Source organism: Amycolatopsis sp. NPDC098790 (genome assembly GCF_044759945.1).
Taxonomy (GTDB): domain Bacteria; phylum Actinomycetota; class Actinomycetes; order Mycobacteriales; family Pseudonocardiaceae; genus Amycolatopsis.
Genome location: NZ_JBIWAI010000006.1, coordinates 746,104 through 767,594 on the forward strand (window position 1 = coordinate 746,104; position 21,491 = coordinate 767,594).

Genomic DNA, 21,491 nt, shown 5'->3' on the forward strand with positions numbered 1-21,491 from the left:
GCGGGCATCGAGGGGCACGTCGGATGGTCTGGCTGTTACCCCGGTTCTACCGTGATAAACGCGAATGCGCTCGCTGGGAAGCGGAATTCGGTGACGTTGCGAGCCCGATGCGGATCGGCCACGATGGACCGATGAACGTCAGCCGCCGGATCGCCGCGCGGTGGCCGCGGCGATGGCCCGTCCAGCCGTTCGCCGAACCCCGCTGGGCGAAGCAGGAACCGACCTACCGCGACTGCTCGCCCGCCGTCATCGAAGCGGCGGGCAAGCGCGCCTCGGCCCGTCCGTCGGGCAACTGGTTCGTCGTCGCGGCGAGCCGCGAGGTGCGCGCCGACCGTCCGTTCGGCGTGACGGTCGGCGGCCGCGAGCTGGTCGCGTGGCGCGGACCGGAAGGCGACGTCCGCATCGGTCCCGGCGCGTGCCCGCACCTCGGCGCCCCCTTGGCCGACGCGCGGGTCGACGCCGGCGGGCTGGTCTGCCGCTGGCACGGCCTGCGGATCGACGGGTCCCGGTGCGGGACGTGGTCCCCGGTGCCGGCGCACGACGACGGTGTGCTCGTCTGGGCGCGCCTCGACAGCCTGGGCGGGGAGCAGCCGACGGAGTCGCCGGTGGTGCCGGCCCGCCCGGCGAACCCGGCCCGCATCGACGCCGTCGCGACGCTGACGGGGACGTGCGAACCCGAGGACGTGGTGGCGAACCGCCTCGACCCGTGGCACGGCGCGTGGTTCCACCCGTATTCGTTCAGCCGCCTGCGGGTGCTCGAAGCACCGCAGGGGATCGACGTGCCCGACTCCGAGGACCGCTTCCTCGTCGAGGTCACGTTCCGCCTCGCGGGCCGCTGGGGGGTGCCGGTGCTGGCGGACTTCACGTGCCCGGAACCGCGCACGGTGGTGATGCGGATCGTCGAAGGCGAGGGGGTGGGCAGCGTGGTGGAGACGCACGCGACGCCGCTCGGCCCGGGCGCGGACGGCCGTCCCCGGACGGCGGTCATCGAGGCGACGATCGCCGCATCGGAGCGGCCGGGGTTCGCGGTGGCGGCGAAGCTGGCGCCGGCGATCCGCCCGTTGATGCGCCACACGGCGGCCCGGTTGTGGCGAGACGACCTCGCCTACGCCGAACGCCGCTACGCGTTGCGCTCGCGCTGAGGTCGGCGGCTCGCACGGGCCGAGTTTGCCGTCCTCGGTGCCGGGTACACAGCGCGCGGTGGCGCCCGCTCGTGTTCGAGCTCAGCTCGTGGTCTCCGCAAAACCCGGGCAGTCGGGCGGGCGCCGCTGCCACACTTCGGCCGCCGGCTCGGCTCGGCCAAAGGTCTTGAATGAGTCATTCAGGACCTCCGGTGTCCTGAATGACTCATTCAAGACACCGGCGTCGCGGTCAGCGGCCCTCCAAGTGGCGGGCGAGCTGCTGCTGGTTCTCCACCAGCCGCAGGCAGAGGTGGCGCAGCCGGGTCGTCTCGGCGTCGGTGAACCCGCGGAAGAGCGCCGCCATGGCCAGCTGCGAGGGCCGCCGGAACTCCTCGAGCCACGTCCGGCCGTCGTCGGTGATGCGGACCAGGACCGACCGGCGGTCGCGCGGATCCGGGACCCGCACCGCGTGCCCGGCGCGTTCCAGCGTGTCGACCAGGCCGGTCACGTTCCGCGAGCTGACCCCGGCCGACGCGGCGAGGTCCTTGACGTTCGCTTCGGCGGTGCTGAGCCGGATCAGGATGTCGAGCGCGCCGGGGCTGAGGCCGCGGTTGTCGGTGCCGTGCGAGCGCAGCTGGTCCAGGCTGCGCGCGGCCGCGCGGACGGCGGCCGCCGCTTCGAGCGCGCCGGTGTCTTCGCCGTGGGTGAAGCCGGCGAGGGCGTTTCGGACGTCGGGGGAGTAAAGGGAGTCGTCGGGGTCGTTCGAGAGGTCGTTCATAGTGAAGCACTACATTAGTACGTGCTTCCGTATCTGCGTCAAGCCGTTTACCGGAGTTTCGCCCGGAGTTAGCCTCGGGCCCGGCGCAGGTTCTCGTAGGCCCACGCACAATGGCCCGGCTCTCCACCACGACACCCCCGGAGTCCCCATGACGGACGTCAACCGACGGCGTTTTATGCAGCTGGCCGGCGGCACCGCTGCCCTTTCCGCGCTCTCCACGAGCATCGCCCGCGCGGCCGAGATCCCCGCCAGCCGGCGCACCGGCACGCTGCGGGACGTCGAGCACATCGTGGTCCTCATGCAGGAGAACCGGTCGTTCGACCACTACTTCGGCACGCTGCGCGGCGTCCGCGGCTTCGGCGACCCGCGGCCGGCGACCCTGTCGAACGGCAAGCCGGTGTGGGCGCAGTCCGACGGCAAGCGCGACATCTACCCCTTCCGCCCCGACGCGGACAACCTGGGCCTGCAATTCATCCAGGACCTGCCGCACGGCTGGAACGACACGCACGCGGCGTGGAACGCCGGCAAGTACGACAAGTGGGTGCCCGCCAAGGGCTCGACCACGATGGCGTACCTGACGCGCGAGGACATCCCGTTCCACTACGCGCTGGCCGACGCGTTCACCATCTGCGACGCCTACCACTGCTCGTTCATGGGCTCGACCGACCCGAACCGCTACTACATGTGGTCCGGGTACACGGGCAACGACGGCCAGGGCGGTGGCCCGGTCCTCGGCAACGACGAGAAGGGCTACTCCTGGACGACCTACCCCGAGCGGCTCGAGCTGGCCGGGGTGTCCTGGAAGATCTACCAGGACATCGGCGACGGCCTCGACGCCGCCGGCGGCTGGGGCTGGATCGAGGACGCCTACCGCGGCAACTACGGCGACAACTCGTTGCTGTACTTCAACTCCTACCGCAACGCCAAGCCCGGCGACGCGCTGTACGAGAAGGCGCGCACCGGCACGAACGCGAAGGCCGGCGAAGGCTACTTCGACCGCTTGCGCGCCGACGTCAAGGCCGGGAAGCTGCCGCAGGTTTCGTGGATCACCGCGCCCGAGGCGTTCTGCGAGCACCCGAACTGGCCGGTGAACTACGGCGCCTGGTACATCGCGCAGGTGCTCGACGCCCTGACGGCCAACCCGGACGTGTGGAGCAAGACCGCGCTGCTCATCACCTACGACGAGAACGACGGCTTCTTCGACCACGTCGTCCCGCCGTACGCGTCGGCCGGCCAGTCCACTGTGGACACCGCGGGCGAGATCTTCGCCGGGTCGGCGGCGAACCCGGCCGGGCCGTACGGGCTCGGCCAGCGCGTCCCGATGCTCGTCGTTTCGCCGTGGAGCAAGGGCGGGTACGTCTGCTCGGAGACGTTCGACCACACCTCGATCATCCGGTTCATCGAACGCCGTTTCGGCGTGCAGGAGCCGAACATCACGCCGTGGCGCCGCTCGGTCTGCGGTGACCTGACGTCGGCGTTCGACTTCGCGCGCACCGACGCGCGGGTGCCGGCGCTGCCGGACACCGCGGGCTACGAGCCGCCGGACCGCGTGCGGCACCCGGACTACGTGCCGGCCGTCCCGGCGCGGAACGTGCTGCCCAAGCAGGAACGCGGGCTGCGGCCGGCGCGGGCGCTCCCGTACGACCTGTCGGCCGACGCCCGGCTCGCGGACGGCAAGCTGACGGTGACGTTCGCCAACCACGGCCGCGCGGGGGCGGCGTTCTACGTGGTGACGCCCTCGGGCGAGCCGCGCACGTACACGGCAGGCGCGGGCAAGTCGCTGGCGGCCGCGTTGCCGGCTTCCGGGGCGTACGACTACACGGCGTACGGGCCCAACGGGTTCGTGCGGCAGTTCCGGGGCGGTGCCGCCGGTCCGGAGGTGAGCGTCCGGCAGGAAGGCGGCGACCTCGCGCTGGTCCTGACCAACAACGGCACGACGACGGTCCAGCTGACGGTGTCGGACGTGTACGGCCACTGTTCGACAACGCGCCGCCTGCGCCCGGGCGCGCGGGTGGTCGAGCACGTGAACACCCGCCGCAGCGGCAACTGGTACGACGTTTCGGTGACGTCGGACCGCGACCCGAAGTTCCTGCGCCGGTTGGCGGGGCACGTCGAGAACGGCCGGCCGAGCACGAGCGACCCGGCCACGCTCACGGACTGAGGTTTCGCGACGAGGGCACCTTCGTGGTCATCGCGACCACGGAGGTGCCCTTTGTGGTGTCGTGACCCCGGCGAACTTTCGTCGGCCCGGCTTAGCGGACCAGTGCCTCCTAAGAAGCGGGTTGGCTGTCCTCACCCATTAGCCGCATCGCGTCCTTCGGCCGACGCCAGGGCCATCCGCGCGGCCGGGCAGGCAACCGTCCACCGGTGCGCGGCCGCTGGAGCGATGTCGTCGGCGGCTAGGTGGAGCCTCCGTGGCGCCCCGGAGGCTGGCGAACGTGTGCCCCGACCGCCTGGACCGGCTTGCACTTGCCGATCATATCGGAAACCATATACGATCCTCGCCACCATTCGCGGACACCGAAGGAGCCGTCATGGCGAGAGGGATTGATCGTGAGCACCGCCGGGTCGTTCTCGCCGCCATGGCCGGCACCACCATCGAGTGGTACGACTTCTTCGTCTACGCCATCTCGGCCGGCCTGGTCTTCGCCACCCAGTACTTCTCCGCGCTGGGGAAGGACGCGCTGATCCTGTCCTTCGCGACCGTCGGCATCAGCTTCTTCTTCCGGCCGATCGGCGCCGTGGTCGCCGGGCACCTCGGCGACCGGTTCGGCAGGCGGGCGATGCTCATCGCGACCCTGCTGCTGATGGGCGTCTCGACCGTGCTGATCGGCCTCGTGCCCAGCACCGCCTCCATCGGGGTCGCCGCCCCGATCCTGCTGGTGCTGCTGCGGATCGTGCAGGGACTGTCGGCCGGCGGCGAATGGGGCGGGGCGGCACTGCTGGCCGTCGAACACGCGCCGGTCGGCCGGCGCGGGCTCTACGGTGCCTTCCCGCAGATCGGCGTCCCGATCGGGCTCCTGCTCGCCAACGGCGCCCTCGCGCTGGCCGCCGCGGTGACGACGCCGGCGCAGTTCCTCGCGTGGGGCTGGCGCATTCCCTTCCTGCTGAGCTTCGTGCTCATCGTCCTCGGGTTCGTGATCCGCAGCCGCGTCGCGGAAAGCCCGGTCTTCGAGGAGGTCCGGCGGACGCGCAGCCGGTCGAGCCTGCCGCTGGTGCCGCTCCTGCGCCACCACGGTCTGCTGGTCGTGCTGGGAGCGCTGCTGTTCGCGGCCAACAACGCGGTCGGCTACATGACGACCGGCGGGTACGTGCAGTCGTACGCGACGAAAACCCTGCACCTGGACCGGTCGGTGGTCCTCGTCGCCGTGATGATCTCCGCGGTGGCGTGGCTGGTGAGCACCCTCGTGGGCGGCTACCTCGCCGACCGGATCGGCCGGATCACCGTGTACCGCATCGGGTTCGCCGTCCAGCTGGTGTGGATGGTCCCGTTCTTCGCCCTGCTGGACACGGCGAACGTGGGCCTGCTGGTGCTCGCGCTCGTGCTGTTCTCGGTCGGCTTGGGCTTCACGTACGGCCCGCAAGCCGCGCTGTACGCGGAGATGTACCCGACGCGGGTCCGCTACAGCGGCGCGGCGTTGTCGTACGCGATCGGCGCGGTGCTCGGCGGCGCGTTCGCGCCCACGATCGCCGAAGCGCTGCAGTCGAGCACCGGCACCGTCTACTCGGTGTGCGCGTACCTGGCCGGCATGACGCTGGTCGGGCTCGTGGCGACCTTCTTCGTCCGCGACCGCCGGGACGTTCCCCTGGGTCAGAGCCGCGAGACGGTCAGCCTCAGCGAACCCCGGTTGCTGGAGTAGCCCAGCCAGCTGTCGTTGGCGTAGGCGTAGAAGTAGCCCGGCTTCTCGTTCACCCACCGCTGTACCCCGCGGCCGATCGGGAGCGCGTCGTAGGGCTGCTGGACGTCGTGGGCGTCGAGGTTCGGCGCCGCCACCGCGCCGATCAGGGCCATCCACTTCGCGTCTTCGCAGCGGCGGCCGCCGAACGAGCGGGCGTCCGCGTCGTTCAACCGCGCCAGCTGGGTCTGCAGCCACGCCGACGTCGTGGCCAGGGCGTGCAGCACGTCCTGGAAGTCGAGCCGGGCGTCGGCTTCGGTGCCGTCGGGGTGGTGGGCGACCTTCCCGTTCAGCCAGGTGCCCTCGGCGGTGAACGCGTACTCGCCGGGCTCGAGGTAGAGGCCCGTCCAGTTCCACGGCTTCCCGGCGTAGACGTCGACGGTCGCGGACTCCCCGCGCTCGAGCCGCCGCCCGGGGCGGTACGGGCCGGTCGTGATCGGCGGCGTCGCCTGGCGGTCCACAGTGGACTGCGAGACGGCGGTGGAACCGGCCTCGATGAACGGGAACGCCCGCGGCGCCGGGCACAGGACCGTGTAGACGCTGTGCAGCGAGTTGTGCAGCACGTCCTGGGCGTCCGGCGCGATCTGCTTGTACATCGCGTCGTCGAAGACGAGGTCCGGGACGGCGGTGTGGCACTCGTCGATCATCCACCGCAGCGCGGCGTCGGACAGGCCGGTGCGGTCGTGGCCGCCGCCGACGTCGCAGTGGTCGCCCGGGAACCAGACCTGCTTGACGTCGCGGTCCGCGGCCACCTCGGACCACAGCGTCGGCATGAACGGGCCGCGCATCTCGTCGATGGCGAGCGCCTGGCGGGCGTGCCGGACGTGGTCGCCGAGCTTCGTGTCGTGGAACCGGGGGAGGTGCCCGACGTGGTCTTCGACGAGCTTCAGCGGGCCGAGCCAGTCCGGGATGCCGAGCGAGCCGACCGTGTCCCAGACGCCGAGGAACTCGATCGGGACCGCCTCGGCCGCTTCGCCGGCCTCTTCCCGGTAGCGGTCGGCGAAGAGCCGGTCGACCTCGGCCCAGAATTCGGTGGATTCGGCCGTCTTGAGCGCCGCGGGCAGGCCGCAGCGCTTGAGCATGCCGGCGAGGCTGCGGACGGTGAACGCCCCGCGGCTGAACCCGAACAGGTGAACGGCGTCGCCGGGCTCGTAGTGGCGGGCGAGCCAGCCGTAGGCGCTCTTGATGTTCTCCGACAGTCCTTTGCCGACCAGCCCGCCTTCGAGGTGGTCGAGCAGTCCGGGCCCGGTCCCGACGCCGGGGTGGTAGTACCGCAGCTGGGTGCCGCGCTCGGCCACGGTGTGGTGGATCCGGGCGACGTTCGTCGGGGCCGGCCGGCCCTGTTGCTGCTGGTCCGGCGTGTTCCACGTGCCGTCGCAGGAGACGACCAGGTGCCGCCGTCCGCCGTTCGCCTCGCTCATCCGGTCCACCTTCGCTCCACTCGGGATGCTTGGGAGTCGCTTCGATCTCGCCCGCGGTTACAGTCCCGAGGTCAACAGGAGGCGCGAAGGGGCCCGCCGGATACGGCCGGGCTCAGAAGCCGGGCAGCAGGGCGCCGAGCTTCCGGCGGCCGAGCGGGGTGACGGTCAGCTCGCGGTCCGCGCTCCCGCGCCGGACGAACCCCGCGTCGAGAAGCGCCTCCAGCACCCGCCCGCCGAGGACGCCGCCGAGGTGGGGGACGCGGTTGGTCCGGTCGAGGCACGCCGTCGCCCAGCGGCGGCGGCCCGGGTCCACCGAGGCCGGGTCGACGCCGAGGTCGTGGAACGCCGAGACGTCGCCGCCCAGGGCCAGGTCCTCGGCCGAGCCGTCCGGGGGCCGCAGCGCGCCGCGGTCGACCAGCATGGCGAACACCGCCACGCCGAGCCGGCCGGCAGCGTGGTCGTAGCACGTGTGCGCGATGTCCACAGTGGACTCGGCCGGGCGCGGCGGCGTCACGGAGTCGTTGCCGCCGTAGCGGGCCAGCGCCGTCAGCACCGGCAGGAGGTCGTCCCGGCCGACGCGGTACAGCGCGTGGCGGCCCGTGTGCTCGACCGTCACCAGCCCGGCCGCCCGCAGCCGCGCCAGGTGGTTGCCCAGCCGCGGCGCGGTGACGCCGAGTGCGTCGGCCAGCTGCACCATCGTGTGCGGCCCCTCGGCGGCCAGCAGCTGCACCGCCGTCAGCCGCACGGGATCCGACAGCTCCCGCGTCAAGCCGACGATCGCGGCCTGGACCGCGTTGTCCGGTTCGACCATTCCGCTCACGTCGTGAATCCTAGCACCCTTCACGAGAGCCTGAATGATGCTAGCGTTCAGGCTCTCGTGAAGGGTGGTTGCATGAGAAGTCTGCTGTGGGGCCGCGGCGTCTCCGCGCTCGGCGACGGCCTGTGGTTCACCATCTGGGCGCTCTACTTCACCCGGATCCTCGGGCTGCCGGTGGTGACGGTCGGCGTGGGCCTGGCCGTGGCGAGCGCGGTGGGCATGGCCGCGGCGGTACCGCTGGGCGCGTTCGCCGACCGCGCCGGGCCCCGGGCGGTGCTGGTGGCGGTGACGCTGGTGCGCGCCGCCGCGATGGCCGGCTACCTGGCCGTGGACGGTCCGGTCTCGTTCCTGGCCGTGACGGTGCCGTTCACCGCGCTCGCCACCGGCGGGACCGCGATCCGGACGGCGCTGGTCACCGGCCTGGTCGCCGACCCGGCGCGCCGGCTGCGCGTGCTGGCGCAGCAGCGGGTCGCCCAGCACGTCGGGTACGCCGCCGGCGCCGGCCTCGGGGCGCTCGTCCTGACCGCCGACGCGCCGTGGGCCTACACCCTGGCCATCGCCGGCAACGTGCTCAGCTTCCTGGTCCTGGCCGGCTCGACGCTGCTGGTGCCCGCGCCGGCGGCCGCGCCGTCCCGGCGGGAGGGCGCCCGCGCGGTGCTGCGCGACCGGCCGTACCTGTGCGTCGCCGGCGTGACGGCGGTGCTTTCCCTGTGCTGGGCGATGTTGTCGGCCGGGTTGCCGCTGTGGCTGTCCGGCTCGACGCGGCTGCCGCTGGGCCTCGGCGGGGTCGTCGTCGTGCTCAGCTCGGTGGGCATCGCGGTGTTCCAGGTGCCGTTCGCCCGCTTCGGCCGCACCGCGCGCCAGGCGGCCCGGACGGCGGTGGTGTCCGGCGTGGTCCTGGCGGCGAGCTGCCTGCTCCTGGCCACCACGGCCGGCGGCGCGGGCGCCGGGGCGGTGACGGTGGTCGTGCTGGCCGCGGTGCTGCACGTCGTCGGCGAGCTGAGTTACGTGGCCGCGAACTGGGGTCTGTCGGTGCGGCTCATGCGCGAGGAGGCGAAGGGGGCGTACCAAGGGGCGAGCGAGGCGGCCACGGCGACGGTCCAGATGGTCGGGCCCGGGGTGTTCAGCCTCGCCGTCGGCGGCCTCGGCGCGCTGGGGTGGGTGCTGGTCGCGGCGGTGTTCCTGGTGGCCGTCGCCCCGATCCCGCGGCTGACGCGCTGGGCGGTCCGGACGCGGGAACCCGAGCTCGTCAGCCGGTGAGGGCCGCGGCGGCCCCGCCGCACCACGACCGGGTTTCCGCGCCTAGGCTCTCCGAGCGTGCCGGACACGCGCCTCGACCTCGACCGGATCCGCGCCGCCCGGCGGGTGATCGACCCGGTCTTCCTCGACAGCCCGCTCTACCGCTGCGAACCCCTCGAACGCGCCCTCGGCTGCCGGGTCAGCGTCAAGCTCGAAACCGCCAACCCCGTGCGCAGCTTCAAGGGCCGCGGCACCGAGCTCGTCGCGCACGGTCTGGCCGAGCGCGGTGAGCGCGCCGCCGTGTGCGCCAGCGCCGGCAACCTCGGGCAGGCCCTCGCCCTGTCCGGGCGGGCCCGCGGGATCGACGTCACCGTCGTGGCGTCGCGGTTCGCGCCCGCCGCGAAGCTCGAGCGCATCCGGTCCTTCGGCGCCCACCTGGAGCTGGTGGACGACTTCGAGCTGGCCCGCGAGCGCGCGGCGGAGCTGGCGCGGGAGCGGGGCGTCCGGCTCGTCGAGGACAGCCTGGACGTCGAAACCTGCGAAGGCGCGGCGACCGTCGGCCTCGAACTGGCTTCGGCCGGACCCTTCGACGCCGTCCTCGTCGCCCTCGGCGGCGGCGCGCTCGCCACCGGCGTCGGGCACGTCCTGAAGTCCCTCGCCCCCGGCACCGAAGTGATCGCCGTCCAGCCCGAGCAGGCACCGGCGATGACCCGGTCCTGGCACGCCCGCCGCGTCGTCACCACGGACTCGGCCGACACGATCGCCGACGGCGTCGCGGGCCGTTTCCCCATCCCGGAAGTGCTCGACGACCTGCTGGAAGTCGCCGACGACGCGGTCCTGGTGCGGGAGACGTCGATCGTCGCGGGCCTGCGGCTGTTCCTGGAGCAGGCGGGCCTGGTCGTCGAGCCGTCGGCCGCGCTCGGTCTGGCGGCGGTCCTCGAAGACCGCGAGCGCTTCGCCGGGCGGCACGTGGCCACCATCGTCTGCGGGAGCAACGTCGACTTGGCTGCTTACCGAGGCTGGCTCTTTTAGCGCTTCAGCAGGCCCTTTTCCCGCATGGCCGCGCGGAACGCTTCGGTCTGCGCGGCGTCGAGCACGCTCGCCGGGAACGCGAGCGTGCCCTCGGACTCCGTCTTCAGCACCCAGAACCCGCGTACCAGCGCGGCGCTTTTGAACGTCGGCCACAGCCGGCTGACCGCGCGCCCGGACGATTCACCCGCGTACCCGGAGTCGGTCAGCGCGATCTTGGCGGTCGTCGGCTCGGCGTAGGGCCGCAGCGCCCGCGCGACCCGGCGCGCGTAGAAGACCGGCCAGCCGAGGCCGAGCAGGAGGACCACGACGCCGACGGCGAGCCCGACCGGGTCCACGTGCGTGCCCCCGAGCGCCTCGATCAGCGCCAGGATCCCGAGCACCACGTAGAGCCCCGCCGGCAGCCACCGGGCCACCGGTGTGCGCGGGTGGCAGGCGCGGAACGACTGCCGGGCCATTTCGGGCGTGTAGACGAACGACAGCGAGATGTCCACGGAAACGTTCCCCCAGGGTGGTGATCGGGCGCGGTCATTCTGGCACGGCGGTCCGGCGTGGCATCATGGGCCGCGATCGGCGAACCGAACGGAGACGGGACTCGATGGACGCTTTACCGAACGCTGCGGAGCCGTCGATCCGGGACATGCTCGCCGTCAACCTGCGGGCCGCGCGGGCCGCCCGGGACCTGTCGCTGTCCGAGCTGTCCCGGCGGTCGGGCATCGGGAAGGCGACGCTGTCGCAGCTGGAGGCGGGCACCGGCAACCCGACCATCGAGACCGTCTTCAGCCTGTCGCGCGCCCTCGAAGTCGCCATCTCCGACCTGCTCGACCACCGGCCCCGGGGCGGCCTGACCGTCGTGCGCGCCGCCGACGTCGAGGTGCTGCGCGGCGAGGGCATCGACCTGCGGCCGTTGCGCCGGATCGAGGACGGAACCAGCGTTTTCGAGGTCTACGACCAGGTCGTCCGCGGCGACGCGCCGCAGCGGTCGCAGGGCCACGTCGGGGTCGAGCACACCGTCGTGCAGACCGGCGGGCTGCGCGTCGAGGTGGCCGGCCGGACGGTCGACCTCGGCCCCGGCGACTACGTCGCCTTCGACGCCCGCGAGCCGCACAGCTACACCGCGCTGACCGCACCCGTGCATTCGGTGCTCCTGCTCCAGTACCGCGACGGCGAACGGCTCGACGGCCGGCCGCACCCGTTGACACCCCCGCCCCGGGAGACTTAACCTCCGATCGTTCGCTTTACCGAACACCGGAGGGTCGATGAACCGAACGCGGGTGGTGGTGATCGGGGCCGGTGTCGTCGGGGCGGCGTGCGCCCGGGAGCTGAGCCTCGCCGGGTTCGACGTCCTGGTCGTCGACCGCGGCCGCCCCGCGGGCGGCACCACCTCGCACGGCGAAGGCAACCTCCTCGTGTCGGACAAGGGGCCGGGCGCGGAGCTCCGGCTCGCGCAATTGTCGGCCCGGCTGTGGCCGGAGATCGCGGCCGAGCTCGGCGGCGCCTGCGAGTTCGACCCGAAGGGCGGCATCGTCGTCGCCACCACCGAGGCCGGTGCCGACGCGCTCAAGACGTTCGCGGCTTCGCAGGCCTCGGCGGGAGTGCTCGCCGAGCCACTGTCCACAGAGGACGTGATTTCGGCCGAACCTCTGGTGACCCGTGGGGTGATGGCCGCCGTGTTCTACCCGGAGGACGCGCAGGTCCAGCCGGCCGGCGCGACGCTCGCCCTGCTCGGCGCAGCCCTCGCGCACGGTGCCCGCCTGCGTACCGACACCGAGGTCATCGGCGCCGTCGAGTCCGGCGGCCGCATAACCGGGGTACGCGTGCCCGGCGAGGTCCTCGAGGCGGACGTCGTCGTCAACGCGGCCGGCCCGTGGGCGGGCGAGGTGTCGGCGCGCCTGGGTGCGCCGATCGCGGTCCGCCCCCGGCGCGGCGAGGTACTGGTGACGACGCCGATGCCCGGAGCGATCCGCCACAAGGTGTACGACGCGGACTACGTGGGAGCGGTCGGCTCCGGCGACGGCGAACTGCAGACATCGGCGGTCGTCGAGTCGACGCGGGGCGGCACGGTGTTGATCGGCTCGTCCCGCCGCCGCGTGGGCTTCGACGACGCGATCCTGCCGTCGGTGCTGAGCGCGATCGCGGCCACGGCGCTGCGGTTGTTCCCCTCGCTGGCGGACGCCGCGGTGATGCGCGCGTACGGGGGATTCCGGCCCTACGTGGACGACCACCTCCCGGTCCTGGGCGAGGACCCGCGGCTCGGAGGCATGTGGCACGCGACGGGACACGAAGGCGCGGGCATCGGCTTGAGTGTCGGCACGGCTCGGCTGCTGCGTGAACTGCTGACGGGGTCGGCGTTGTCGATGCCGGTGGCGGAGTTCACGGTGGACCGCCCGGCGGTGGTCGCGTGATCGAGATCAGCGTGGACGGCGAAAGTTTTTCTGGCCTCGAAGGGCAGACGGTGGCCGGGATCCTGCTGGCGGCCGGACGCAAGTCGTGGCGCACCACCCGGTCGGGCGCGCCGAGGGGAGTGTTCTGCGGGATCGGAGCGTGCTTCGACTGCTTGGTGACGGTGAACGGAGTGCCGGACGTCCGAGCGTGCCGCCGCCGCGCGGTCGACGGGGACGAGATCCGCACCCAGTCCCGGCGGGAGGAAGCGTGAGGCGGGTGGTGATCGTCGGCGCGGGGCCTGCAGGGTTGGCGGCCGCCGAGCACGCGCTGAGGGTGGGCGCTCAGGTGACGATCTTGGATCAGGCTGATGCGCCGGGCGGGCAGTACCACCGGGGGTTCTACGGGGAACCGCACGGTTTCGGAGAAGTGTTGGGCCGCTGCGAGTGGTGGCCGGAGAGCACGGTGTGGGCAATCGAGGCCGCCGCCGCTGGCGTGGCTGGTGGTGCCGCCGCTGGCGCGGTCGCCGCTGGCGGTGCGGGCGCCGGCGATGCCCGTGCTGTGGCTCATGTGGCGGGCGGTACTGGCGCCGGCGATGACTCTGCCGCCGCCGGCGCGGTCGGCGGTGCCGGGCCTGGCAGTGCCCGTGCCGCGGCTGGCGGTGCCGGGGTTGGCGACGCCTGCGCTACGGCTGGCGCCAGCAGCGCCAGCAGCGCCAGCAGCGCCAGCAGCGCCGGCGGTTCCGGCGGATCCGACGCCGGCGGAGCGGTTGGCGAAGCCACCGCTGGCGGTTCGGGAGTCGCCGCTGCCGATCCCGGGGCGGCCTCCCACGCACCGGCGCTCCGCATCCACGTCCTGCGCGGCCCGGCCGACGGCTCCGCCCGGGAACGCGTCACCCTCGAACCCGATGCCCTGATCCTCGCCACCGGCGCGCACGACCGCGTCCTCCCCTTCCCCGGCTGGCAGCTGCCCGGCGTCTACACCGCCGGCGCCGCCCAAGCTCTCGCCAAGGGGGAGCGGGTCGCCGTCGGCGAGCGGGTGCTCGTCTCCGGGGCCGGACCCTTCCTGCTGCCCGTCGCCGAATCTCTGCTGGCCGTCGGGGCCGAGGTGGTCGCCGTCCTCGAAGCCAACACCGCCGCCACCGTCCTCAAAGGATGGTCCAAACACGTTCACCCCGGCAAAGCGGCCGAACTCGCCCGGTACGCCGCCACCCTCGCCCGGCACCGCGTCCCCTACCGCTTCGGCCGCACCGTCGTCGAAGCCCGTGGGGACGACCGGGTCCGCGAAGTCGTCACCGCCCGGCTCCGCGCCGACTGGTCGGCCGTCCCCGGCACCGAACGCACCCACACCGTCGACGCCGTCTGCGTCGGCCACGGCTTCACCCCGCAACCCGAACTCGCCGTCGCGGCCGGCTGCCTGCTCGACGACGGCTTCGTCCGCATCGACAACGCCCAGCGCACCACCATCACCTCCGTCTTCGCCGCCGGGGAGATCACCGGCATCGGCGGAGCGGACGCCGCACGCGCGGAAGGCGCGGTCGCCGGATGCGTCGCCGCCGGCGGCACACCGAGCCCGGACCTGCTCCGGCGACGGGACCGCACCCGGGCGTTCGCGCACCGCTTGAAAGCCGCCCACCCGATCGGAAGCGAGTGGCCCGGCTGGCTGCGCGACGACACGATCATCTGCCGCTGCGAGGAAACGACCTACGAAGAACTGAAGACCGCCGCCGCCGATCCCGTCACCCCCGGCCCGCACGCGCTCAAGCTCGGCACCCGCGCCGGCCTCGGCCCGTGCCAGGGCCGGATGTGCGGCCCCACCGTCGCCGAGCTCTGCGGCGGCACCGAACGCCACCACCGACCGATCGCCCAGCCGATCCGCCTGGGCGAACTCGCCGCACCCGAAGGAGACTCATGAGCACCCGCGATCTCGGCGGCGTGGTCGTCGCCGCCGCACTGCCGTACCAAGCCGACGACACCGCCCCGGCCGGGCTGGCCGTCGACTACGACGCCTACGCCGAACACTGCCGCTGGCTGATCGACAACGGCTGCCGCGGCGTCGGCCCGAACGGCTCCCTCGGCGAGTACTCCTCGCTGACCGACGACGAACGCCGCCGCGTGGCCCGCACCGCGATCGAAGCCGTCGGCGGCGACGGGATCGTCGTCGTCGGCGTCCACGGACCCGGCGCGCACCAGGCCAAGTACTGGGCCGAAGCGGCGGCCGAAGACGGCGCGCACGGCGTGCTCTGCCTCCCGCCGACGCTCTACCGCGCCAACCGCGGCGAGGTGCTCGCCCACTTCGAAGCCGTCGCGTCGGTCGGCCTGCCCGTGATGGTCTACAACAACCCCTTCGACACGAAGGTCGACCTCACGCCCGACCTCCTCGCCGAGATCGCGCAGATCGACAACGTCGTCGCCGTCAAGGAGTTCTCCGGCGACGTCCGGCGCGTGCTGGAGATCCGCGAACGCGCGCCGGAGCTCGCCGTGATCAGCGGCGCCGACGACGTCGTCGTGGAAAGCCTGCTGATGGGCGCGACCGGCTGGTTCGCCGGCTTCCCGAACGTCTTCCCGGCCGAGTCGGCACGCCTGTTCGAGCTGGCCACGGCGGGCAAGCTCGACGAGGCCCGCGCGCTGTACGAGCCGTTGGTGGCCGCGTTCCGCTGGGACTCGCGCACCGAGTTCGTCCAGGCCATCAAGCTCGGGATGGACATGGTCGGTCGCTACGGCGGGCCGTGCCGGCCACCGCGCGGGCCGCTTTCCGACGTCCACCGCGAGCAGGTCCGCGCCGACATGGGCCGGGCGCTGGCCGCGCTGGGGGTGGCGTAGGTGCGGTCGTCACGCGCGATCACGGCGGTCGACTCGCACACCGAGGGCATGCCCACCCGGGTGGTGACCGGCGGCGTCGGCCCCATCCCTGGCGACACCATGGCCGAGCGCCGCCGGTACTTCATGGCGCACCTCGACCACCTCCGGCAGTTCCTGATGCACGAGCCACGCGGCCACTCCGCGATGAGCGGCGCGATCCTGCAGCCGCCGTGCCGCGACGACGCCGACTGGGGTGTCGTCTACATCGAGGTGTCCGGGTGCCTGCCGATGTGCGGCCACGGCACGATCGGCGTCGCGACGGTGCTGGTCGAGACGGGCATGGTCGAGGTGACCGAGCCGACGACCGTGGTGCGCCTGGACACCCCGGCCGGGCTCGTGCACGCGGAGGTCACGGTCCGCGACGGCCGCGCGGAACGGGTCAAGCTGCGGAACGTGGCGTCGTTCCTCGCCGAGCGGGACGCCGTCGTGGACGTCCCCGGCCTCGGCGAGGTCCGCTACGACCTGGCCTACGGCGGCAACTTCTACGCCATCCTCGAACTGTCCCAAGTGGACATCCCGTTCGACCGGTCCGAAAAGGACCGCATCCTCGGCGCCGGCCTGGACATCATGGCGGCGATCAACGAGCAGCGCCCGCCGAAGCACCCCGCCGACCCGCTGATCGGCGGCTGCAAGCACGTCCAGTTCCTCGCACCCGGCTCGGACGCTCGGAAGTCGCAGAACGCGATGGCCATCCACCCGGGCTGGTTCGACCGGTCGCCGTGCGGCACGGGCACGTCCGCCCGGATGGCCCAGCTGCACGCGCGGGGCGAGCTGCCGCTGCACACCCCGTTCGAGAACAGCTCGTTCATCGGCACGACGTTCACCGGCGAGCTGGTGGGGGAGACGGAGGTGGGCGGCGTGCCGGCGGTGGTCCCCGAGTTCTCGGGCCGGGCGTGGATCACCGGGACCGCCACCTACCTGCTCGATCCCGATGACCCCTTCCCGACGGGGTTCGTGCTCTAGGTGGTGACGCTGGCGACCGCGTCGACGCCGTAGTTCCTGGCGTACCCGTTCTCGACCCCGACCAGGATCTCGGCGACCTCGAACCAGCGGTCCCAGAACGGCGTTTCGCGCAGGGCGTCGACCAGGAGCTGGTAGGCATCGTGGTCGACGGCCTCCCACACCCAGACGTCGGTGACGCGCGCCGAGTAGAACTCGGTGTCGTAGAAGCGCGACCGGACGCCCTTGGTCTTCTCTTCGATCGCCGGGACGATCTCGGTGCGGAACGCCTCGATCCGCTGCTCGACCGTCATGGCCAGCCACTCGGGCGTGGTCTTCACCAGCATGAACGCCGTCACGGTCGCCTTCACGCGTACGCACCCGCTTCGATGTCCTCGACCAGCGTCGGTCCGGAGGGCTGCCAGCCGAGCAGCTCCCGCGTCGCCGCGCTCGACGCGGCCATGTCCGTCGCGAAGAACCGGCCGACGAACCCGAAGTGCTCCGCCGCCTTCTCCGGCTCGATCGACACCACCGGCACGTCGAGCGTGCGCCCGATCGCCTCGGCGATCTCGCGCGTCGTCACGGCTTCCTCGGCGACGGCGTGCAGCCGCGACCCCGCCGGGGCGCCCTCGAGGCCGAGCCGGACGAGCCGGGCCGCCGCCGGACGGTGGACCGCCGACCACGCTGCCGTGCCGTCGCCGACGTACGCGGACACGCCGTGCCGGCGGGCCGCCGCCGTGATGGCCGCGAGGAACCCGTGGTCGCCGACGCCGTGCACCGACGGCGCGAAGCGGACGCTGACCGCCCGGACGCCCTTCCCGACGTACTCGAACGCGAGGTTTTCGCCGCCGCCGCGCATCGAATCGGGGCCGACCGCGGGGGAGACGTCGGACTCGAGGGCGGGCCGGCCCTGCACCAGCCCGGCGAGCGCGCCGGCGAACACGAACGGCCGGTCGGTGCCGGCGAGCGCGCCGGCCATCGTCTCGATGGCGGCCCGCTCGGTCCGGTTGTTCTCCGCCGGGTTCGTCCAGTCGTGCTTGTTGCCCAGGTGGACGACGCCCTGGGCGTCGAGGGCACCGTCGCGGAGACCGTCGAGGTCGTCGAGGTCGCCGCGGTGGACCCGGGCGCCCCTCTTGGCGAGCGCGAGGGCCGCGGCGTCCGAGCGGGCGAGGCCGGTGACCTCGTGCCCGGCGCCGAGCAGTTCGTCGACGACGGCGGTGCCGATCCACCCCGTCGCCCCGGTGACGAACACGTGCATGGTGCTGCTCCTTCTTCGGGGAACTCTTGACCCCTCCGAAGTTAGGAGCCGCGGCAGTGGTCGGGCCACGCAACTTTGGCAACCGACGATTGCGTCAGGCGCAAGTCACGGTCGTTCCGGCGCCGGTTCCGGTGCCCTGGTAGCCGAACTCGATCGACTGACCGGCGGGCACGGACCCGTTGAACCCGACGTTGGTGAACCGGACGGTGCCGCTGTCGCCGCTGCGCCCGGCGTTCCACGCGGATGTGACGGCCGCGCCCGCGGGCAGGACCGCCGTGACCGTCCAGCCGGTGATCGCGGCGGAGCCGGCCGTGACGCGGACCGTCGTGACGAACCCGCCCGTCCACTGGTTCACCGACACCGAAGCCGTGCAAGTACCGGCCGGCGGTGGAGTGGTCGTGGTCGTCGGAGTGGTGGGCGTGGTCGGGGTGGTGGGTGTGGTCGGCGTCGTCGGCGTGGTGGTGCCCGGGCCGTCGGTGAGGACCGGCGTCGTCCAGTCGCGCCACTCGGCCAGGTTTCCGGCCTTCTTACCCGAGATCCGGAACGTGCCGGCCGCGCTGCCGGTCTTCAGCAGGAACTTCTGGATGTTCTGCTGCAGCGGCGTCCGCCATTCGGGCCGCGACGCGCAGTGCGTGCCGTCCTGGACGTCGGACCAGTAGCTGATGTTGTCGCCCGCGCCGAGTGCTTTGTAGACTTCCGCGCCGGCCAGGGTCGCGACGCTCCCGGAGCGCGCGCCCAGCCAGTCGATGTGCGGGTTCTCCATCACGAACAGCCCGCGCGGCGCCACCATCGCGACCAGTTCGTGGGTGTCGACCGGCAGCGCGGCCGGGTTGCCGGTGTACGCGCTGAACGCGTCGCCGAACCACGGCTGCTCCCCGTAGGCGTTGCTCAGCGGCTGCGAACCGCTTTCGCCCGGGATCCCCCGCAGGATCGGGACGCCGGCGGTGCCCGACTCGATCGGCATGGTGAGCGCGATCCGCTGGTCGAGCGCGCCGATCGCGAAGGCGCTCTTCCCGTAGCGCGAGCACCCGGTGACGCCGAGCGCGTCGGCCTTGAGGATCCGGCCGCCGGACTGCTCGACGACGTCGATGAGCCGGCTCACGCCCCACGCCCACGCGGCCAGCAGCCCGGTGCTGCTGGTGGCGCCGTAAATGCTGTAGAACGCGCCCTGTTTGTTGTTCCGCGGGGTGCCCTCTTTGCCGACAGCGAGCGGGTCGTAGGTGATGACGGCCGCGCCGGACGCTTTGATCGTGGCGGTGTCCGCGCCGAATCCGCCGACGACGAAGACGGCCGGGAACGGCCCGGTTCCGCTCGGCAGTTCGACGCCCGCCGAAAAGCTCGCGCTGCGGCCGTTTTCGGTGACGTTCACGGTGATCCCGGTGTTCGACACCGTGCCCGTGACGCTCGCCGGCTTCACCGGTTTCGTGCCGTAGACCGTCCGCTCGGCGAGCTTCTTGATCTCCTGCCGCCGGCACCGCCAGTCGGACCGGCTGGTGATGCGCGTGCCGTCGATCCTCTTGAAGGGATCGGGAAGCTTGGCGCTGGCGGGCCACGAGCCGGGCACGGAGACGGCGCAGTCGGCACCGTCGTCCTCGACTGCCGCGGCGGCCCCGGACGCCAGGGTGACCACGCCGGCTAGCGCGAGCAGCGTGACGACCGCCAGGACGACGGCCGAACGGATCCGTGAACCGCGCACCGGGTGCTCCCTCCGGAAGGAATTGTCCCCCGGAAAAAACGGTAGGTCCGTTTCGCTGGAGCAGTCAATATGGTGGCCGCGACCGAAACTTTCGAATTCGGTGCAATTTCGAAAGTTTCGTGGTTCAGGATCCTGTCTCGACGTGGTCCAGTACGCCGAGTGCGTCCGGTACCAGCACCGCGGCCGAGTGGTAGGCACTCACCAGGTACGAGGTCACCGCGCGGTCGTTGATGCCTACGAACCGGACGTTGAGCCCGGGCTGGTACTGGTCGGGAAGCTCCTTCGGGCGCAGGCCGATGACGCCGGCGTCGTCTTCGCCGGTGCGCATGGCGAGGATCGACGTGGTGCCGGTCTCGGTGATCGGGATCTTGTTGCAGGGCAGGATCGGGACGCCGCGCCAGGCCATCACGCGTTTGCCGTCGAGCAACGTGGTGTCGGGGTAGACGCGGGCGCGGGTGCATTCGCGGCCGAACGCGGCGATCGCGCGGGGGTGGGCGAGGAAGAACTTCGTCTTGCGGCGCCGGGTGAGCAGGTCGTCGAGGTCCAGCGGGGTGGGCGGCCCGGTGCGGGTGGTCATGCGGTGTTTGAGGTCGGTGTTGTGCAGGAGCCCGAAGTCGGTGTTGTTGATCAGCTCGTGTTCTTGCCGTTCCCGCAACGCTTCCACGGTCAGCCGCAGCTGTTGTTCGAGCTGGTTCATCGGGTTGTTGTAGAGGTCGGCGACGCGGTTGTGGACGCGTAGAACGGTTTGCGCGACGGCGAGTTCGTATTCCCGCGGTGCGGGGTCGTAGTCGACGTAGGTGCCGGACAGGATCGGTTCGCCGTCGTGGCCGGCGGACAGGTCGATGCTCGCTTCGCCCTTGGCGTTCTGGGGTTTGCGTGGTCGTCCGGCGGCTTCGGCGACGTGGGCGCGCAACGACTCCGACCGGCCGTTGAGGCGCGCATAGGCGTTCGCGGGCAGGACGAGCGCGATGACGTGAGTGGCCGCGCGGGCGGTGAAGCGCCAGGTGGCGTCGTCGCGGGAGAGGAGTTCGGCGCCGAAGTGGTCGCCGTCGGTGAGGGTGCCGAGGTGGGTTTCGTCGCCGTATTCGCCGCGGCCGTGCTGGGTGACTTTGCCGTGGGCGAGGAGGAAGAGGGTGTCGAGTGGGGTGCCGGCGTCGATGATGGTGGCGCCGGGTTCGTATTCGCGTTGCTCGAACGCTTCGGCCAGTGCGCCTAGTGCGGCTTCGTCGCCGAAGCCGCGCAGGAGTTCGAGTTCGGTGAGTTCGGCGGGGATGACCTGGACGCGGGCGCCGGTGTTGTAGAAGGAGACTTTGCCGTCGCCGACGGTGTAGGTGAGGCGGCGGTTGACGCGGTAGCTGCCGGCGGGGACGTCGACCCAGGGCAGCTGGGAGAGCAGCCAGCGGGTGGTGATGCCGCGCATCTGCGGCAGGGTCTTGGTCGTTGTCGTCAGCGTCCGGGCGGCTTTGACGCCCAGCGACAACTGTTCTTCGGTGACGGTCAAGGGTTCACGCGCCGATCGGGTTCGGGTGCGGCGGGCTTGGGCACGACGCGGGCGGCGGCGGTGCCGAGCCCGGTCGGCCCGAACGCCGACGGCGGCAGGCCGGGCCCGGGACGCGGCGGTTCGACGTCGGGTTCGCGGGGCGGGGTCGTCGGTTCCGCCATCACGCCTCCCGGCCGAGTTCGACGCTTTCCAGCACCGCCAGCGCATCCGGCACCAGCACCGCGGCGGAGTAGTACGCCGAGACGAGGTAGGAGATGATGGCTTGTTCGCTGATGCCCATGAACCGCACGTTCAGTCCCGGCTGGTACTCGTCGGGCAGCCCGGTCTGGTGCAACCCGACCACGCCCTGGGCCTGCTCGCCGGTGCGCATCAGCAGGATGGAGCTGGTGCGGGTGTCGGAGACGGGGATTTTGTTGCAGGGCAGGATCGGGATCCCGCGCCAGGCGGGGACGTGGTGCCCGCCGAGGTCGACGGCGTCGGGGTAGAGGCCGGCTTTGGTGCATTCCCGGCCGAACGCGGCGATGGTTTTGGGGTGGGCGAGGAACACGCCGGG

General features: G+C 72.2%; 20 protein-coding genes and 1 pseudogene. 11 read left to right on the forward strand and 10 right to left on the reverse strand.

The features are described 5' to 3' along the window. The first annotated feature begins 131 nt into the window (after positions 1–131). Positions 132–1,142: a DUF5914 domain-containing protein gene (locus ACIQWX_RS40635; protein ID WP_400883046.1), complete on the forward strand. Its 1,011-nt coding sequence runs from the start codon at positions 132–134 to the stop codon at positions 1,140–1,142. 229 nt (positions 1,143–1,371) lie between these two features. On the opposite strand, the gene ACIQWX_RS40640 is transcribed toward ACIQWX_RS40635, so the two are convergent. After that, the gene (locus ACIQWX_RS40640; protein WP_400883049.1) at positions 1,372–1,899 is read right to left on the reverse strand and encodes a MarR family winged helix-turn-helix transcriptional regulator; all 528 of its coding nucleotides are present in this window, start codon (positions 1,897–1,899) and stop codon (positions 1,372–1,374) included. Positions 1,900–2,047: 148 nt separating this feature from the next. Between ACIQWX_RS40640 and ACIQWX_RS40645 the strand changes: the two genes are divergently transcribed. Together ACIQWX_RS40645 and ACIQWX_RS40650 are read left to right on the forward strand one after the other, a co-directional pair. Beyond that, entirely contained in the window at positions 2,048–4,060 is a 2,013-nt protein-coding gene (locus ACIQWX_RS40645) for a phosphocholine-specific phospholipase C (protein ID WP_400883052.1), read from the forward strand. 373 nt (positions 4,061–4,433) lie between these two features. Then, complete coding sequence (locus ACIQWX_RS40650; protein ID WP_400883055.1) at positions 4,434–5,759, forward strand: MFS transporter; 1,326 nt, start codon at positions 4,434–4,436, stop codon at positions 5,757–5,759. Here ACIQWX_RS40650 and ACIQWX_RS40655 read toward each other — a convergent pair. Both ACIQWX_RS40655 and ACIQWX_RS40660 read right to left on the reverse strand, forming a co-directional pair. Next, positions 5,711–7,216, reverse strand: a complete 1,506-nt coding sequence (locus ACIQWX_RS40655; RefSeq protein WP_400883058.1) for a DUF2235 domain-containing protein — start codon at positions 7,214–7,216, stop codon at positions 5,711–5,713. The two genes, ACIQWX_RS40650 and ACIQWX_RS40655, sit on opposite strands and share 49 nt — an antisense overlap. A 112-nt stretch (positions 7,217–7,328) precedes the next feature. After that, positions 7,329–8,027, reverse strand: coding sequence for an ArsR/SmtB family transcription factor (locus ACIQWX_RS40660; protein WP_400883136.1), 699 nt, complete (start codon positions 8,025–8,027; stop codon positions 7,329–7,331). An 81-nt stretch (positions 8,028–8,108) separates the two neighbouring features. Between ACIQWX_RS40660 and ACIQWX_RS40665 the strand changes: the two genes are divergently transcribed. Then, positions 8,109–9,293 (forward strand): MFS transporter, encoded by a 1,185-nt coding sequence (locus tag ACIQWX_RS40665; protein WP_400883061.1) that lies wholly within the window; start codon positions 8,109–8,111, stop codon positions 9,291–9,293. 57 nt (positions 9,294–9,350) lie between these two features. Beyond that, a complete protein-coding gene (locus ACIQWX_RS40670) occupies positions 9,351–10,304 on the forward strand; it encodes a threonine/serine dehydratase (protein WP_400883064.1) in 954 nt (317 codons plus the stop codon). Here ACIQWX_RS40670 and ACIQWX_RS40675 read toward each other — a convergent pair. Continuing rightward, positions 10,301–10,795 (reverse strand): hypothetical protein, encoded by a 495-nt coding sequence (locus ACIQWX_RS40675; protein ID WP_400883067.1) that lies wholly within the window; start codon positions 10,793–10,795, stop codon positions 10,301–10,303. The genes ACIQWX_RS40670 and ACIQWX_RS40675 overlap by 4 nt on opposite strands. Before the next feature lie 104 nt (positions 10,796–10,899). Here ACIQWX_RS40675 and ACIQWX_RS40680 point away from each other — a divergent pair, with 104 nt between their 5' ends. Genes ACIQWX_RS40680 through ACIQWX_RS40705 form a run of 6 tightly spaced genes read left to right on the forward strand, consistent with a single transcriptional unit; the run spans position 10,900 to position 16,507 of the window. Then, a complete protein-coding gene (locus ACIQWX_RS40680; protein WP_400883070.1) occupies positions 10,900–11,523 on the forward strand; it encodes a helix-turn-helix domain-containing protein in 624 nt (207 codons plus the stop codon). Between the two features lie 37 nt (positions 11,524–11,560). Continuing rightward, positions 11,561–12,706, forward strand: coding sequence for an NAD(P)/FAD-dependent oxidoreductase (locus tag ACIQWX_RS40685; RefSeq protein WP_400883072.1), 1,146 nt, complete (start codon positions 11,561–11,563; stop codon positions 12,704–12,706). Further along, entirely contained in the window at positions 12,706–12,957 is a 252-nt protein-coding gene (locus ACIQWX_RS40690; RefSeq protein ID WP_400883139.1) for a (2Fe-2S)-binding protein, read from the forward strand. Before ACIQWX_RS40685 ends, ACIQWX_RS40690 begins: the two co-directional genes overlap by 1 nt. A 5-nt stretch (positions 12,958–12,962) precedes the next feature. After that, the gene (locus tag ACIQWX_RS40695; RefSeq protein ID WP_400883075.1) at positions 12,963–14,597 is read left to right on the forward strand and encodes an NAD(P)/FAD-dependent oxidoreductase; all 1,635 of its coding nucleotides are present in this window, start codon (positions 12,963–12,965) and stop codon (positions 14,595–14,597) included. Continuing rightward, a complete protein-coding gene (locus tag ACIQWX_RS40700) occupies positions 14,594–15,505 on the forward strand; it encodes a dihydrodipicolinate synthase family protein (RefSeq protein ID WP_400883077.1) in 912 nt (303 codons plus the stop codon). The genes ACIQWX_RS40695 and ACIQWX_RS40700 overlap by 4 nt, the downstream gene beginning before the upstream one ends. After that, on the forward strand, positions 15,506–16,507 hold the full coding sequence (locus ACIQWX_RS40705; protein WP_400883080.1) for a proline racemase family protein: 1,002 nt from the start codon (positions 15,506–15,508) through the stop codon (positions 16,505–16,507). Here ACIQWX_RS40705 and ACIQWX_RS40710 read toward each other — a convergent pair. From ACIQWX_RS40710 to ACIQWX_RS40735, 6 genes and pseudogenes are all read right to left on the reverse strand, one after another. Further along, positions 16,504–16,854: a darcynin family protein gene (locus ACIQWX_RS40710; protein WP_400883083.1), complete on the reverse strand. Its 351-nt coding sequence runs from the start codon at positions 16,852–16,854 to the stop codon at positions 16,504–16,506. The genes ACIQWX_RS40705 and ACIQWX_RS40710 overlap by 4 nt on opposite strands. Then, positions 16,851–17,741: an SDR family oxidoreductase gene (locus ACIQWX_RS40715; protein ID WP_400883086.1), complete on the reverse strand. Its 891-nt coding sequence runs from the start codon at positions 17,739–17,741 to the stop codon at positions 16,851–16,853. Before ACIQWX_RS40715 ends, ACIQWX_RS40710 begins: the two co-directional genes overlap by 4 nt. 94 nt (positions 17,742–17,835) lie before the next feature. Continuing rightward, on the reverse strand, positions 17,836–19,437 hold the full coding sequence (locus ACIQWX_RS40720) for a cellulose binding domain-containing protein (protein WP_400883089.1): 1,602 nt from the start codon (positions 19,435–19,437) through the stop codon (positions 17,836–17,838). A 124-nt stretch (positions 19,438–19,561) separates the two neighbouring features. Beyond that, a complete protein-coding gene (locus ACIQWX_RS40725) occupies positions 19,562–20,938 on the reverse strand; it encodes a family 2B encapsulin nanocompartment shell protein (RefSeq protein ID WP_400883092.1) in 1,377 nt (458 codons plus the stop codon). Beyond that, positions 20,935–21,099 (reverse strand): hypothetical protein, encoded by a 165-nt coding sequence (locus ACIQWX_RS40730; protein WP_400883095.1) that lies wholly within the window; start codon positions 21,097–21,099, stop codon positions 20,935–20,937. The genes ACIQWX_RS40725 and ACIQWX_RS40730 overlap by 4 nt, the downstream gene beginning before the upstream one ends. Continuing rightward, positions 21,099–21,491, reverse strand: a pseudogene (locus ACIQWX_RS40735) (Crp/Fnr family transcriptional regulator); the annotation flags it as partial. The gene ACIQWX_RS40730 and the pseudogene ACIQWX_RS40735, both read right to left, overlap by 1 nt.

Bases quoted from the DNA above. Each gene is read 5' to 3' on its own strand.
- ACIQWX_RS40665 (WP_400883061.1), top strand. From the start codon at position 8,109: ATGAGAAGTCTGCTGTGGGGCCGCGGCGTCTCCGCGCTCGGCGACGGC.
- ACIQWX_RS40660 (WP_400883136.1), bottom strand. From the start codon at position 8,027: ATGGTCGAACCGGACAACGCGGTCCAGGCCGCGATCGTCGGCTTGACG.
- ACIQWX_RS40635 (WP_400883046.1), top strand. From the start codon at position 132: ATGAACGTCAGCCGCCGGATCGCCGCGCGGTGGCCGCGGCGATGGCCC.
- ACIQWX_RS40655 (WP_400883058.1), bottom strand. From the start codon at position 7,216: ATGAGCGAGGCGAACGGCGGACGGCGGCACCTGGTCGTCTCCTGCGAC.
- ACIQWX_RS40685 (WP_400883072.1), top strand. From the start codon at position 11,561: ATGAACCGAACGCGGGTGGTGGTGATCGGGGCCGGTGTCGTCGGGGCG.
- ACIQWX_RS40715 (WP_400883086.1), bottom strand. From the start codon at position 17,741: ATGCACGTGTTCGTCACCGGGGCGACGGGGTGGATCGGCACCGCCGTC.
- ACIQWX_RS40640 (WP_400883049.1), bottom strand. From the start codon at position 1,899: ATGAACGACCTCTCGAACGACCCCGACGACTCCCTTTACTCCCCCGAC.
- ACIQWX_RS40650 (WP_400883055.1), top strand. From the start codon at position 4,434: ATGGCGAGAGGGATTGATCGTGAGCACCGCCGGGTCGTTCTCGCCGCC.
- ACIQWX_RS40680 (WP_400883070.1), top strand. From the start codon at position 10,900: ATGGACGCTTTACCGAACGCTGCGGAGCCGTCGATCCGGGACATGCTC.
- ACIQWX_RS40730 (WP_400883095.1), bottom strand. From the start codon at position 21,099: ATGGCGGAACCGACGACCCCGCCCCGCGAACCCGACGTCGAACCGCCG.
- ACIQWX_RS40700 (WP_400883077.1), top strand. From the start codon at position 14,594: ATGAGCACCCGCGATCTCGGCGGCGTGGTCGTCGCCGCCGCACTGCCG.
- ACIQWX_RS40645 (WP_400883052.1), top strand. From the start codon at position 2,048: ATGACGGACGTCAACCGACGGCGTTTTATGCAGCTGGCCGGCGGCACC.